The organism is Oceanobacillus chungangensis (assembly GCF_003369565.1).
Classification (GTDB): Bacteria; Bacillota; Bacilli; order Bacillales; family Amphibacillaceae; genus Oceanobacillus; species Oceanobacillus chungangensis.
The window spans coordinates 56,685-70,274 of sequence record NZ_PIOD01000007.1 but is presented as its reverse complement, the minus strand read 5'-3'; the positions used below and the strand labels follow the sequence as shown (position 1 = coordinate 70,274).

The following is a 13,590-nucleotide window of genomic DNA, read 5'->3' as shown; positions in this document are numbered from 1 at the left end:
TATGAAATGACGTGTTTATTGTTTTTCATTGTAGTAAATTTACCCGCTGCTAAAGCCGTCAACTTTAATCTATCGACTGCCAATTTTTGCTTGACTGATGGTACAGCTTCTGAATTACTTCGCTTTTAACCGGCTTACTAAAATAGTATCCTTGTCCTTCATGACATTTTTGAAGTTTTAAATAGTCAAGCTGCTGTTTATTTTCAATGCCTTCTGCTATGACGCGGAACCGTAAATTTTTCCCCATATTGATTATTGTATTAACGATTATCTCGCCATCTGCATCTAAATTATCAATAAACGATTTATCGATTTTTAATGTGTCAATAGGCAGCTGCTTTAAGTAGCTTAGCGATGAATAGCCTGTGCCGAAGTCATCAATTGACACTTTTACACCTAGACCCTGTAATGCCTCTAATGTTTTTGCAGAATCTTTTATTTCTAATATGGTTCCTTCAGTAATTTCTAATTCCAAATAGGATGCATCTAATTGTGTCTCGTTTAGAATCTCCTGTAAATCATTGATAAAATTGGTTTCTTTAAATTGAATAGGGGATACATTTACCGAAATTTTTTGTAAGAGCGTCCCATTTTCTTGCCAAAGCTTCATTTGATTGCAAACAGTCCATAATATCCATTTTCCAACCGTTACAATGTCACCCGTCTTTTCTAAAATTGGAATGAATTCTCCAGGGGAAATAGGGCCTAATGCTTGATTTGACCAGCGTAACAAAGATTCCACACCAACGATTTGATTATTCTTTAAGTTTATTAACGGTTGATACTCAATATGAAACTCATTCTTCTTTAATGCATCCTTTATTTCTAATTCGATATTAAACAGTCGATCCATTTTTATCTTTTGCTCTGGTGTACTGATACAATAATCATTGCCGCCTTGTTCTTTTGCAAGCAGCATTGCCGTATCTGCCTTTTTAATTAATGATTCGATGAAGCTAGTAGAATCAAGCACGTCTGTCGTACCCGTTTCTCTAGAAATACCAATACTAAGATGAATAGAAAGCTGTTTATCTAAAAGCTGAATTGGCAGGCTAACCTGCTGTAATATCCTTTTAGCTAAATCAATAATTGTTTCATCGGGATGATTATGCTTTAAAATGATAATGAATTCATCGCCACCTTGCCTGATGATTAAATCTGTTTCACCGAGGCATTGCGTTAATCGATTAGCAATTTCTTGCAAAACAAAATCACCGCTTTGATGGCCAAAATTATCATTAATGTATCTAAACCGATCAAGATCTAGAAAGAGCACGGTTGTGGTTTCATTTGTTTCTATTTCATGCTCCGCAATCCATCGATGTAAATGATTACGATTAGGCAATTGGGTTAATGTATCATAGAATGCCATTGATTCAATGTCTGTCTCATATTGCTTCCGAGTTGTAATGTCATGTAATATTATGATGTATTGGTATGGATTGCCATTTTCGTTTAGAAATGGGACTATCGTGGTATCTACCCAATATTCGCTTTCATCCTTTGCAATACCTTTTATTTCTCCATGCCATACATTTCCCTTTCGGAGTACTTCCTCCAGTTCATTGAAATATACAGCGTTTATAGAAAGGTAATTGCGGCCGAGTAATTCATCGCGACTATACTTTGAGATTTTACAAAATTTATCATTTACTGATTCGATAATACCATTTTCATCTGTCGTTATGACAATTGATGATACATTTAATGCATATTCCGTATTCTTTAGTTGTTGCTCTATCTCGTTAAATCTTGTTGTATCATTCATTTGATTTACCTCTCTCTTCACCAACAACTTATCTAGTCTTATTTTACTAGAATATTTTATTCTAGTCTATGGTCATTTTACGTCGAGAGAAATTTAAAATTGACAGGCTATGCATAATGTCCACCAATCTTTTTACTTCGATCCAGTGTGACCCCAGCGTCTGTATAGCTAGAAGCACGTAGTATTGCGGTAGTTCCAAAGCGATCGCGAATCGAATCCATAACATAGCCAATATCTGTCTTCTTTGCACGATCCTCGAAAAGATCTAATTGTATGTCTCCTTTTTCAAAAAGATTATCTAAAGTGACATAGACATGCCGTATCATACTTTTTCCATCATAAAATTCACTGAATAATTGCATGCAAACATGATAAATATCCATCGTCACATTGGTTGGAATTGCAATCGACCTTGAACGGGAAAATCCCCCGCCACCAGTTACTTTTGAATAGGAGATACCAAGATGAATGGTTTTCCCTACCTTATCCGCTGTTCGCGTTCTGCGGCAAACCTCCTCACAAAGGTCGAGAATACAAATCGGTACCTCTTCCTTGGAATAGTCACGCAGTAAGGCAATGCCGTGACCAAATCCTTTTTGTTCTGATTTTGTAAAATTACCAAAAACGGGGCTTAAATCAATTCCCCAAGCATGCCAATACAATTGCTCACCCATAATTCCGAAGCGCTTTTTAAGATGCTCTAAGCTGTAGTTGGCAAGTTGACCAAGCGTAATGATGCCCATTCGATTCAGATTCCTTTTCATCCTGCTGCCAATTCCCCAGATTGCTTCTACAGGAAATGGCCAAAGTTTTTCCGAAACATCCTCATATTTGCATTCGGCAATCCCTTGCTTTTTTCCATGAAGATCCATGACAACCTTTGCAAGGAATTTATTGTCGCCGATTCCAATAGCGGCAGTAATTCCGAAGCTGTTCAAAATATCCTTTTTGATTTTTCTTGCAATTTGCCAGCGGTCACCAAAAAGTTTCTCTAGTCCATTTACTGTTACCCAAATTTCATCGACAGAATAGGGATGAATTGCTTCTTTTGGGGCATAATTATTCATTAATTTCGTAATTTCTAGTGAGACCTGTAAATAATCAGCCATATGTGCGGCTACAACATGAATCTCCGGGTCATCAGGTAATTCGAAAAATCGGCTGACATTGCTGATTCCATACCTTTTTTTCAGGGCCGGGGATGCTGCAAGCACAATACTTCCTGAACGATTTGGGTCCCCTACGACTGCAAGCATTGTTGTCATTGGATCAAGTCCTAATTTAACAGCTTCAATACTTGCATAGAAGGAACGCATATCAATACAGAGCACATCATTACGCGGATAAATTGAATAATCCATTTCATTCACCACCAATAAGAACGTTTGTTCCTATTATATGCAGTTTTATAAAAAATATCAATGGAATTTTCTTCTAGCAGCTTGTTAGGTGAGAAGAGTTTGTACATATTTACAAAGAATTTACAATTATAATACATGTAGATTAATATTTTAAGCTTATAATAGGTAAAGAGTCCTGAAAATTATAATTAAAAGGTGAAATGATGTATCGAAATAGCACGCTTAATTTTATCCGTTTTCTAAAATCAAATTGGAATTCGATTTATCAAGAATTCAAAAAAAGTGAAGAAGTACAAAGAGTATTGAAATCTAAGAAGATTACGACCGTATTTCAGCCGATTGTTTCATTGCAGGATGGTTCAACTATTGGCTTTGAAGTGCTGAATCGTCCAGAAAGTACCAATCAATTTCCTACAACAGATACATTTTATGATTATGTTGCCAGCAGTAATTATGTATTTCAGGTGGAGCGCTGCATCCGCGAGGTTGCGTTTGAAAAATACCGGGAACAGGTCAACACTAATTTGGAATATATCAATCAATTAGTATTTCTTAATATACAACCTCAAGTTTTAACAGATCGTAATTATCAAAGTGGGATTACGTTGGAACTATTAGCAAAACATAATCTTTCTCCGAGTCAAATTGTGTTGGAAATCACGGAGAAGGAGGCAATTAATAATTATAATCAGTTTGAAAGAGTAATTGAGAATTACCGTGAGCAGGGGTTTAGAATTGCAGTTGATGACGCGGGAACAGGTTATAACAGCCTGCAAACATTAGTCCATTTAAAACCTGAATTCATTAAAATTGATCGATCGCTAATTAGACAGATTGAAAGCCATTCGGAAAAGCGGAATATTGTAGAGTTACTAGTAGAATTCGCTTGTAAAACAAATACGAAAGTGATAGCAGAAGGGATTGAGAGTAGTTCGGAATTAGCATGCATCAAGCAATTGGGTATTCATATGGGACAGGGTTATGCACTAGGAAAACCGAAGCCTACCTTAAGAAAGGGGACCTTGCCTATAAAAGCTGGATTAGCAAGTATGGTGTTTAAATAATATCAAGCATGAATAAAAGGGGGGAGCTAGAGATGTTCCCCCTCTCCATAACATTACTCCTCAAGTGTTAAATAAACACTCCCATTCATTGCCTTACAATCCTTTTTCACATTCGCTGCAAGTCTGCTTAGATCCTCTACCGTATTGATAGAAGTATTTTTATTTTGGATTACTGCAATCGATACACTTACTAAAGGAATATTCTCAAGCACTCCGTTTCGATTAGTCGTTCGAACATATCCATTTTGTAAGTCCTCTTCTGAGTAAAAACGTAAAATTACCTCATCAAAACGCGATATGATTAAATGGCATAAATCATCGTGATGATAGTGAGGGACAACGGCAATGAAATCATCGCCACCAATATGTCCCACAAATGAAGGCTCATTCGCGACAGTCATAATCGTATGATTTATAATATTCGCCGTTTCTTTAATTAAATTATCGCCTTCTTTAAATCCATATGTATCGTTAAAGGCTTTAAAAGAATCTAGGTCTATGTAGAACACCGTATATTCTTGAAAGGATAGATACTCTTGTAACTTTCTATCAATCATATGATTTCCAGGTAATCCACTAAGTGGGTTCGAGTAACGTGCGATATTAATTTGCAGCTCGGAAAGCTTCATGATTAACTCACGAATGCTGACAACGCCATAGATTCGGCCCTGCTGCAAAACAATCACATGATCATAGAGATTTTCCTGTCTACGATTCATTGCGAGTGAACTGACCTCAGTTATTGGAATAGAGTAGTCCACTGTAAATAATTCCTGATTCATCACTAGGTCGATTGATCGCTTCATAAAAAGATCAAACCCATATTTTATTGAAATTCGTTGAAAGAAATTAGTTCTCATTACAAGCCCTAATGGCTGATCATTCGCACAAACAAGGATTCCTTCTAAGGAAGGCTGTTTTTCAAAGATACCATAAACCTCCTCACATTTTGTAAAAGGTGCGATGATTGTTACTTCTCTAGCAATTTCCCCGATAACCTTGTTCATTTACAATCCACTCCATATAATTACTCGTTTAGCAGGAAAGAAGGTAAATAATATTTCTTCCTACATAAATGCTTCTAAGTTTTTGTAATCAAATATATAAATTTTATTTTGCTGCTGTTCTTTAATTTCATAATTTTAGTATAGCGGAATAGGATATTGAAAAATATGAAAATATCCCTATAATGATTCTGATTTAGAGCGAAAATTAATTCCTATTACCTATATTTTACAGTAGAAATATAAATTTTTTGTAAATTCTCTGTAAATATAGCGTATTTATTTACAGTAAATGGTTAATTATTATGGTAAAGTATAATGGATTTAAAAAATAGTAGGGAAGACCAATAGAAAATCAATTTGAAATGGGGAAATAATAAATGATAAACCAAGTTGGCCAAATTATGCTATATGTAAATGATCAAGAAGCGGTACTTAAATTTTGGACAGAAAAATTAGGATTTAGTATCATATCTGAAGCTGATAATGGGCAAGGAATGAGATCGATTCAAATTGCACCATCAAAAGAATCGGGGACAAGCATCGTTCTGCAAAATAAGAAAATAGTGCAAGAAATGGAGCCGAAATTAAATCTAGGTACCCCCTCATTGATATTTTACACGGATAATCTTGAAGCATTGTATCAGGAGTATCAAGATAAAAACATTACAGTAGGAGACATGGTAACAATTCCTGGGGGTAAGGTGTTTAACTTTGCCGATTGTGAAGAGAATTACTTTGCAGTCATGGAAAAAATTAACGAGAACGAATAAAACTTAAATTTGGTCGTTTTATTAATTTGCTGGTAAGCAAATACTTAAGGAGTGTTACAATTGGTATCAAACAAAAGTGATAAAGTTGATCAATTGATTGAAGCATTACCAGAGAATATTGAAGAAATAACAACCTGTCTGCGTAATCTTATCTTTGCAGCATCTGAAAATTTCAAAGAGGAGGTCAAGTGGGGAATGCCATCATATAGTGAGAATGGAAATGTTTGTTATTTGCAACCTTCGAAAAAACATGTGAATTTAGGTTTTTATTTAGGGGCTAGTCTAAAAGACGAGGAAGCGTTGCTTGAAGGAACTGGAAAACAGATGCGGCATATTCGAATAACGAAACTGGAAGAAATTCAAACAGAAAAGTTCAAAGTATTGATTCGAGATGCTATCGCAAAGAATGCTTGATTTCTCAAATACTCATACATATTAAGAAAATAGGGTGGAACAATATAGATTATCATTGTTTAAAGTTATGGAGGAGACAGCATGGTACATGATAATCTACATTCAAAATTACAACAAGCTAGTCGGCTAATCGACGAGGCTAAAGACAATGTCCGTCTAGCACAAGGATCAGATCTAGATTTGCTGCAGCAAGCGGAGCAGCAATTACAACAAGTTGAACAGAACTTGCAAGAAGCGCAGGACCAAGCAGGCAGAGAAGCTACAGATAATCCGCAATTTCAGCAGGCTTATGAGCAGCTGCATAATACACGTCAGCAAGTACAGGAAGCACAGCAAAATAATAATGAAGTATTATAAACACATCATATTTTGGCAGATAAGAAAGTGAACGTTCTCACTGCATAAGTGAAACTAAAACTGTCGCTTAAGGACTTGGCGACAGCCAATTTTTCTAAAAATCTGGGAAGCCCATTAAAAATAATAGCTTTCTCTCCATAGCTTGTAATATAATAGAGGATAATCTATATGGTGAGGAGCACAGTTTGATGTCTAATGAAAAGAAAATGACAATGCAGGAAATAATTAAGCAGCAACTTGAGAGAAAAAAACAAGCACAGGCAGATCATAATAACCAAAATAAACAGAATTTGGATAACACAACAAAGCGAATGCAAAGTCAACAAGCGAAAAAAGCGAGTACAACAAGAAGAAAGATGGGGAGCTAGTAGCTCAGTAAATGCTGATGCGGTAAGACAAAGCATCACACATCAGCCTAAATAATATCCATTGAACATAAAATAAAAGAACCAAAAAGAAAGACCCCGATGCCTACTTGTGCCCGGGGTCTTTTCTTGTTTATTTAAAATCCTTTGAAGCTAGATATAATGCGCCTAACCGCGTCTGCCGCCTCTACCGCCTCGTTTTGATTCTGTACTGCGTTTGATGATAGATAAGTTTTCTTCACTTGACTTAAGGAATTTAGCCATTTTATCTTCGAAAGATTCCTTTGGCTTAAAGTTTCCTTTAGAACGGAAGTCATTGGAGCCTTTATTATCTCTTGGACGAGATGGGCGTTTTGAATATCCTTCAGGCTTGTCGATAGCTTTTTTGATTGATAGGGATATTTTTCCTTCTTTTTCACCAATTACTTTAACCTCAACTTCATCGCCTACTTTTAGATGATCATTGACATCTTTTACGTAGCTATCTGCGACTTCACTGATATGAACGAGACCTGTTTTCCCTTCAGCTAACTCCACGAAAGCTCCAAAATTTGTAATACCTGTTACTTTACCTTTTACTTTACTACCAATTTCAAGTGCCAAAAAAATTTTCCCCCTCATAAATGATAAAACCAACTTATTATAACAAATATACGCAGTAATATCAATTGATGGAATAGGGAATTTACTGGAATTTCCACAGTATAATTTAAATTTTTCTTAATAATTAGTGTTTTATTCTCGTTCACTCTAATAATTAATTTAATAATTGTACTGCCAAATGTATAAACATATTAGAAGAACAAATAGATTGGGGGAGAAACTCGCCAATGTATGTTTCCGATAAAGTAAAGAATATGCCTGCATATATATTTTCCGAGCTCGATAGAAAAAAGCAGGTATTAAAGGAAAAAGGGATTGATGTAATTGATTTAGGAATCGGTGCACCAGACCTGCCAACACCGACTTATATTTATGATGCTTTAGTAAGGGAAGCAAAGAATCCGGATAATCAACGTTATTCAAACTATAATGGCTGTATAGAATTTAGATTAGCTGTCGCCAATTTTTATAAGGAGAAGTATGATGTCGACTTAGACCCAGATACAGAAATATTAGCACTAATCGGATCGAAAGAAGGTATTGTCCATCTAATCCAAGCGGTGATTAATGAAGGTGATAAGGTGTTAATTCCAAATCCGGGTTATCCTGTCTACCGGATGGGGGTACATTTAGCTGCTGGTGAAAGTGTTGATTTGCTATTAGATAAGGAAAATGGCTATAAACCGCAATTTCATTTACTTACGGAATCGCAACTGCAGCACGCAAAATTATTGTTTCTAAACTATCCGAGCAATCCAACTTCGGCAACAATAGATTTGGACACATTTGTTCAAACAATATCGTTTGCAAAGCAACATAACTTAATTGCTGCACATGATAGTGCATACAATCTTGTAACCTTCGATAATTATCAATCGCCAAGCATATTGCAGGTACCGAACGCAAATGAATATGCTGTAGAAATTGGCTCTTTATCAAAAAGCTTCAACATGACTGGCTGGCGAATTGGCTATATCGTTGGAAACAAAACAGTTATCAAATCGTTGGCAACATTGAAAAGCAATCTTGATTCCAGTCAGTTCCTGCCAATTCAAAAAGCAGCCGCAGTAGCGCTTCGCAGTAATTTTCAAACAATAGTAGAAAATAATGCAATCATAAAAGCTAGAATGGAAAAGCTGTATGCTGCACTTGTATCAATGGGGATGGACTGTGAAAAACCTCGAGGAACAATCTTCCTCTGGGCAAAAGTACCAGCAGGCTTTACATCCCTTTCATTTGTAAATAAATTAATGGATGAAGCAGCTGTCATTGTGACACCCGGTACTGCTTTTGGCACGGTCGGAGAGGGGTATATTCGATTTTCCTTAACTGTAACAGAAGGGCGTATTGATGAGGTTATTAAACGACTAGATCAGTTAGAATTCAGCAAGGAGATTTTATCATGAATCATATGACAGCTGCACAAGCGATTGTTGAAATGTTAAGAAGAGAGGGGATACGAAAGGTATTCTGTGTTCCAGGTGAAAGTTATTTGCCATTATTAGATGCGCTCTATGATGAACCGAGTATTGCGATTATTTCTGCGAGACATGAAAGTGGAGCAGCTTTTATGGCTGAGGGCTATGCGAAAGCTAAGCTGATGCCGGGAATTGTTCTGGCAACAAGGGGAGTGGGAGCGAGTAATCTCTCTATTGCTGTCCATACAGCATTTCAGGATTCTACTCCAATGATTGTCTTTCTTGGTCAAGTAAACCAAGATTTTAAAGGGAGAGAAGGGTTTCAAGAAGTAGATTTAGTACAGTATTTCCAACCAATTGCAAAATGGGCGGTGGAGGTGACTAATCCACAGCGTGTTCCAGAGATAGTCGGACGTGCATTTCGAATTGCACAATCAGGCAGGCCGGGACCAGTAATTATCTCGCTGCCCGAAGATATTCTTCCAGTTAAAGCGGATATGCAGTTTGGACCGAAGGCAGTGGTTCCAAGACCAGCACCTTCAGAGAGAGAAGTAGCCAGTGTAGAGGAATTATTATTCCGTGCAAGCAAGCCAATCATTATTGCTGGTGGTGGCGTAAAGTATGCAGCTGCAGAAGGAAGATTGCTAAGCTTTGCAGAAAAACATAGCCTACCAGTACTATCAGCGTTTAGAAGGCACGATGTATTTCCAAATAATCATCATTTATACATGGGGCATTTAGGGTTTGGTACACAGAAGGAAGTACTAGAAACGGTGCAGGATGCGGATTTGATCCTAGCATTAGGTACAAGACTTTCGGAAATCACAACACAAGATTATTCAATCATTACGCCAGATAAAAACTTAATCCATATTGATATCGATTATAACACTATAGGAAAAGTATATGCACCAGACGTTGGCATTGTCGCGGATTTAAAAGAGGCACTTGCATGCTTGCAAGAGATAGAAGGAGATGTAAACTGGCAACCATGGACATTAGCGAGGCGGCGGGCATATGAATCTACAAGTAAATTAGTAAACACTGAAGACAATGTGATTAATAAATCAATCATAGCTATCCTCCGTGACTCACTACCAAAGGATGCATTACTTACGAATGATGCAGGAAATTTCGCTGGTTGGCTTCATTCTTTTTATCCATTCTGCGAAAAACATACGTATATAGGTCCAACATCTGGTGCAATGGGCTATGGTATGCCTGCAGCAATTGGAGCAAAACTTGCATTTCCAAATAAAACAGTCGTCTCTCTTTCAGGAGATGGAGGATTCATGATGACGATTCAAGAAATAGAAACTGCGATACGTTATCGTATACCAATCATTTGCCTTGTGTTTAATAACCAGATGTACGGAACGATTCGAATGCATCAAGAAATGCATTATCCGGGGAAAGTAATTGCAACAGATTTAGGAAGTATTTCATTTAAGGATATGGCAATCGCAATGGGAGCAGAAGCATATCAAGTAGATACAGCAGCATCATTTGAAATTGCTTTTAATCAAGCATTGAAGCGAGACAAAGTGACCATTATCGAAATTCTAACTGGAAAAGAAGCCATTTCTGTTTCGACGACGATTTCAAAATTACGGGGGGAATAAGCGGGAATTTAAGCAATAATAACATGTTCTGCTAAAAATTTAGGAAATAGCTGCTTGTTTCTAGATTATTATCGTGAACCTAGATAGAATGAATAGTAGTCTAGTCGATAAGCACGAGGTGGAACGAACATGAGAAACTTACGGAATAAAAATATAGTTATAACCGGCGCTTCTTCAGGTATCGGTGAACAGGTTGCACTTAAAGTAGCACAATTGGGTGCAAGACCAATCTTAATGGCACGATCACGAGAGAAGTTAAAGAAAATAGCAGAGCAAATAAATCAACAAACAGAAGTAAATTGTCTTTATTATCAGCTTGATGTTAGTGACTTGGAGCAGGTAAAAGCAGTATTCGAAGAAATGTTTCAAGAAGTTGGCAGCATTGATATTCTACTAAACAATGCAGGGTTTGGAATCTTTGACACCTTTGAAGAGGCAAGTTTAGGGGATATTGAGAATATGTTTGCTGTCAATGTCCTAGGTTTAATGGCATGTGCAAAGGCTGTTCTTCCAGAGATGGTGAAGAAAAGTAGTGGTCAGATAATAAATGTAGCTTCCCAGGCAGGGAAACTAGCAACTCCTAAATCAAGTGGTTATGCAGCATCTAAACATGCAGTACTGGGCTTTACAAATAGTATAAGAATGGAGTTAAAGAAAAAGGGTATCATTGTTTCTGCAGTCAATCCAGGACCAATAGAAACGAATTTTTTTGACCGAGCCGATAAATCCGGAAATTATGTTAAAAGCGTCCAGAAATTCATGCTTCACTCAGAAGAAGTTGCCAATCGAATTGTAAAACTAATGATTCATCCTAAACGAGAGTTAAATTTACCGTGGTGGATGAATCTTGGAAGTGTGCTATACCTTTTATTTCCGAGAATAGCGGATAAATTATTCGGTAGTGTATTAGATAAAAAATAATAAGTGCTTTTGCAGGTGATTAAAAATATTACGTATTCGATATGAACTAACTTAGGCTGATGTATTGCTTCCTGCCGCTCCGAAAATACACTACGCTTTCCGCGGGCGGCTGGTGAGCCTCCTCGTGCATTCGCACTTCGCAGTCTCACCGAGGCCTTTCCTCCCGCAGGAGTCTCCGTGTATTTTCTCCGCTGGCATTGTGCGTTTTCTATCGTAATCCACCTCTTATATAAGGTGGAGTGGAATTTCACTCTCTTACGGCTGTTGACTGTAACTAATGACAGGAGACTACTCGAAAATAAAGAATGATTTTCTAACGAAGAAGTATATCCGCAGTGGCAATCAACATCGCACTTACATCGTAGTTTAACAAGTAAAAAAAGAAGGCAACCTCATTTAAAATGAAGGTTGCCTTCGCTTCTTATTCTGGTCTGTTATTTCTTGGATCAGTTACAATTGCAGGTGTTGATCGCTTAATAAAGAAAGCGAGGATAAGTGCAACGATGACAATAAAAGTAGAAACAAGGAAAGCAAAATTAATACCGCCTAGCATTGACTCTAACATAATTTGTTGCTGCATTTCTGCTGTTGGTTGACCAGCAACCTCTGCAGTTAATTGACCAGCAATGCTTGATTCACGAGTCGACATAATCGTAATTAACAATGCAGTTCCGATTGCACCTGATACTTGGTTCAGTGTATTATTCATGGCTGTACCATGTGGATAAAACTGTGGTGGTAATTGGTTTAATCCATTAGTTGAGACTGGCATCATTACCATTGACATACCAAACATTCTTGCAGCGTGTAAAATCATCAAGGTTGTGTAGCTCGTGTCAAACGATAAATGACTGAAAGAAAAAGTTGTCGCAGCTACTACAGCTAAACCTAAAATCGCTAAACCACGACCACCAAATTTATCAAATAATTTCCCTGTAACTGGAGACATGAAGGCATTAAGGAGTGCCCCTGGTAGCATCATTAACCCTGTTTCCATCGGTGATATACCTAAAATTGTTTGTGCATAGATTGGGATTAGAAGAAATCCAGAGAACAGCGCCATATTCAGAACAACAGTAATAATGGATGCTAAACTGAACATCGGATATTTAAAGACACTGAAATTTAACATTGGAACTTCCAATTTAGATTGGCGTAGAATGAACCAGACTAATGAAAGAGCACCTATAATAATCGTTCCATAAACTACTGGACTACTCCAACCCTTTGTACCGGCGGAGCTAAATCCATAAAGTAAACCACCAAATCCAATTGTCGATAATACTACAGAGAATAAATCCAATTTCATTGCAACCTTATCTTTTTTATCTTTTAGCAAGAAGAAGCCAATAGTTAGAATAATCAATGCAATTGGTGCAATAAAGTGGAATAGCATTCTCCAGTCGTAATGTTCGACTATCCAGCCAGATAATGTTGGTCCAATTGCCGGAGCAAACATTAAAATTAACCCGAAGATTCCCATCGCACTGCCTCTTTTTGCTACTGGAAAGCTAACGAGCATAACATTCATTAGGAGTGGCATCATAATAGCTGACCCAGAGGCTTGCACCATTCGACCTGCTAATAAGATAGGAAAATAGCCCGCAAAACCTGCAATGATTGTTCCAGCAGTGAATAGCGACATAGCTACTAGGAATAATCGGCGAACAGAGAATTTTTGAATTAGAAATGCGGTTGTCGGTATTAAGATACCATTTATAAGCATATAACTTGTACTGAGCCACTGTACAGTAGCTGTGTCCACATCTAACTCTTTCATAATTGATGGGAGAGCAACATTTAAAAACGTACTATTTAAAAATGAAATAAATGCTCCTATCATCAGAATTGAAAGTATTAAATAGGGTGGACGATTATTATCAATAGACTGATTCATACGTTCTATCTCCTTTATATATT

13 protein-coding genes are annotated in these 13,590 nt (G+C 37.1%); 8 read left to right on the top strand and 5 right to left on the bottom strand.

Features of this window, described 5'->3' with window-relative positions:
• Positions 1-64: 64 nt before the first annotated feature.
• A complete protein-coding gene (locus CWR45_RS08245; RefSeq protein ID WP_115749395.1) occupies positions 65-1,768 on the bottom strand; it encodes a sensor domain-containing protein in 1,704 nt (567 codons plus the stop codon).
• Between the two features lie 107 nt (positions 1,769-1,875).
• Positions 1,876-3,129: a DNA polymerase IV gene (locus tag CWR45_RS08240; protein ID WP_115749394.1), complete on the bottom strand. Its 1,254-nt coding sequence runs from the start codon at positions 3,127-3,129 to the stop codon at positions 1,876-1,878.
• A 200-nt stretch (positions 3,130-3,329) separates the two neighbouring features.
• Here CWR45_RS08240 and CWR45_RS08235 point away from each other — a divergent pair, with 200 nt between their 5' ends.
• Positions 3,330-4,193, top strand: a complete 864-nt coding sequence (locus tag CWR45_RS08235) for an EAL domain-containing protein (RefSeq protein WP_115749393.1) — start codon at positions 3,330-3,332, stop codon at positions 4,191-4,193.
• 53 nt (positions 4,194-4,246) lie between these two features.
• Here CWR45_RS08235 and CWR45_RS08230 read toward each other — a convergent pair whose 3' ends face one another.
• Positions 4,247-5,200 carry a GGDEF domain-containing protein gene (locus tag CWR45_RS08230; protein ID WP_115749392.1) on the bottom strand — a complete coding sequence of 318 codons (954 nt, stop codon included), beginning with the start codon at positions 5,198-5,200 and terminating at the stop codon, positions 4,247-4,249.
• A gap of 377 nt (positions 5,201-5,577) precedes the next feature.
• Here CWR45_RS08230 and CWR45_RS08225 point away from each other — a divergent pair, with 377 nt between their 5' ends.
• The 4 genes from CWR45_RS08225 to CWR45_RS08210 all read left to right on the top strand — a co-directional run bounded on the left by CWR45_RS08225 (position 5,578) and on the right by CWR45_RS08210 (position 7,109).
• Positions 5,578-5,970: a VOC family protein gene (locus CWR45_RS08225; protein ID WP_115749391.1), complete on the top strand. Its 393-nt coding sequence runs from the start codon at positions 5,578-5,580 to the stop codon at positions 5,968-5,970.
• A gap of 60 nt (positions 5,971-6,030) precedes the next feature.
• A complete protein-coding gene (locus CWR45_RS08220; RefSeq protein WP_115749390.1) occupies positions 6,031-6,384 on the top strand; it encodes a DUF1801 domain-containing protein in 354 nt (117 codons plus the stop codon).
• A gap of 81 nt (positions 6,385-6,465) precedes the next feature.
• Positions 6,466-6,741, top strand: coding sequence for a hypothetical protein (locus CWR45_RS08215; RefSeq protein WP_115749389.1), 276 nt, complete (start codon positions 6,466-6,468; stop codon positions 6,739-6,741).
• A 188-nt stretch (positions 6,742-6,929) separates the two neighbouring features.
• Positions 6,930-7,109 carry a hypothetical protein gene (locus tag CWR45_RS08210; RefSeq protein WP_115749388.1) on the top strand — a complete coding sequence of 60 codons (180 nt, stop codon included), beginning with the start codon at positions 6,930-6,932 and terminating at the stop codon, positions 7,107-7,109.
• 165 nt (positions 7,110-7,274) lie between these two features.
• Here the strand turns inward: CWR45_RS08210 and CWR45_RS08205 are convergent, their stop codons facing one another.
• Positions 7,275-7,709 (bottom strand): S1 domain-containing RNA-binding protein, encoded by a 435-nt coding sequence (locus CWR45_RS08205; protein WP_115749387.1) that lies wholly within the window; start codon positions 7,707-7,709, stop codon positions 7,275-7,277.
• A gap of 227 nt (positions 7,710-7,936) precedes the next feature.
• Between CWR45_RS08205 and CWR45_RS08200 the strand changes: the two genes are divergently transcribed.
• From CWR45_RS08200 to CWR45_RS08190, 3 genes are all read left to right on the top strand, one after another.
• The gene (locus CWR45_RS08200; RefSeq protein WP_115749386.1) at positions 7,937-9,115 is read left to right on the top strand and encodes an aminotransferase class I/II-fold pyridoxal phosphate-dependent enzyme; all 1,179 of its coding nucleotides are present in this window, start codon (positions 7,937-7,939) and stop codon (positions 9,113-9,115) included.
• Positions 9,112-10,749 carry a thiamine pyrophosphate-dependent enzyme gene (locus CWR45_RS08195; protein ID WP_115749385.1) on the top strand — a complete coding sequence of 546 codons (1,638 nt, stop codon included), beginning with the start codon at positions 9,112-9,114 and terminating at the stop codon, positions 10,747-10,749. Before CWR45_RS08200 ends, CWR45_RS08195 begins: the two co-directional genes overlap by 4 nt.
• 129 nt (positions 10,750-10,878) lie before the next feature.
• Positions 10,879-11,670 carry an SDR family NAD(P)-dependent oxidoreductase gene (locus CWR45_RS08190; protein ID WP_115749384.1) on the top strand — a complete coding sequence of 264 codons (792 nt, stop codon included), beginning with the start codon at positions 10,879-10,881 and terminating at the stop codon, positions 11,668-11,670.
• Positions 11,671-12,091: 421 nt separating this feature from the next.
• Here CWR45_RS08190 and CWR45_RS08185 read toward each other — a convergent pair whose 3' ends face one another.
• Positions 12,092-13,567, bottom strand: coding sequence for a DHA2 family efflux MFS transporter permease subunit (locus CWR45_RS08185; protein ID WP_115749383.1), 1,476 nt, complete (start codon positions 13,565-13,567; stop codon positions 12,092-12,094).
• Between the last annotated feature and the right edge of the window lie 23 nt (positions 13,568-13,590).

Excerpts from the sequence above, each read along its gene's own strand:
- CWR45_RS08245 (WP_115749395.1), bottom strand. The coding sequence starts at position 1,768 with ATGAATGATACAACAAGATTTAACGAGATAGAGCAACAACTAAAGAAT.
- CWR45_RS08185 (WP_115749383.1), bottom strand. The coding sequence starts at position 13,567 with ATGAATCAGTCTATTGATAATAATCGTCCACCCTATTTAATACTTTCA.
- CWR45_RS08210 (WP_115749388.1), top strand. The coding sequence starts at position 6,930 with ATGTCTAATGAAAAGAAAATGACAATGCAGGAAATAATTAAGCAGCAA.
- CWR45_RS08190 (WP_115749384.1), top strand. The coding sequence starts at position 10,879 with ATGAGAAACTTACGGAATAAAAATATAGTTATAACCGGCGCTTCTTCA.
- CWR45_RS08235 (WP_115749393.1), top strand. The coding sequence starts at position 3,330 with ATGATGTATCGAAATAGCACGCTTAATTTTATCCGTTTTCTAAAATCA.
- CWR45_RS08240 (WP_115749394.1), bottom strand. The coding sequence starts at position 3,129 with ATGGATTATTCAATTTATCCGCGTAATGATGTGCTCTGTATTGATATG.
- CWR45_RS08200 (WP_115749386.1), top strand. The coding sequence starts at position 7,937 with ATGTATGTTTCCGATAAAGTAAAGAATATGCCTGCATATATATTTTCC.
- CWR45_RS08215 (WP_115749389.1), top strand. The coding sequence starts at position 6,466 with ATGGTACATGATAATCTACATTCAAAATTACAACAAGCTAGTCGGCTA.
- CWR45_RS08195 (WP_115749385.1), top strand. The coding sequence starts at position 9,112 with ATGAATCATATGACAGCTGCACAAGCGATTGTTGAAATGTTAAGAAGA.
- CWR45_RS08225 (WP_115749391.1), top strand. The coding sequence starts at position 5,578 with ATGATAAACCAAGTTGGCCAAATTATGCTATATGTAAATGATCAAGAA.
- CWR45_RS08230 (WP_115749392.1), bottom strand. The coding sequence starts at position 5,200 with ATGAACAAGGTTATCGGGGAAATTGCTAGAGAAGTAACAATCATCGCA.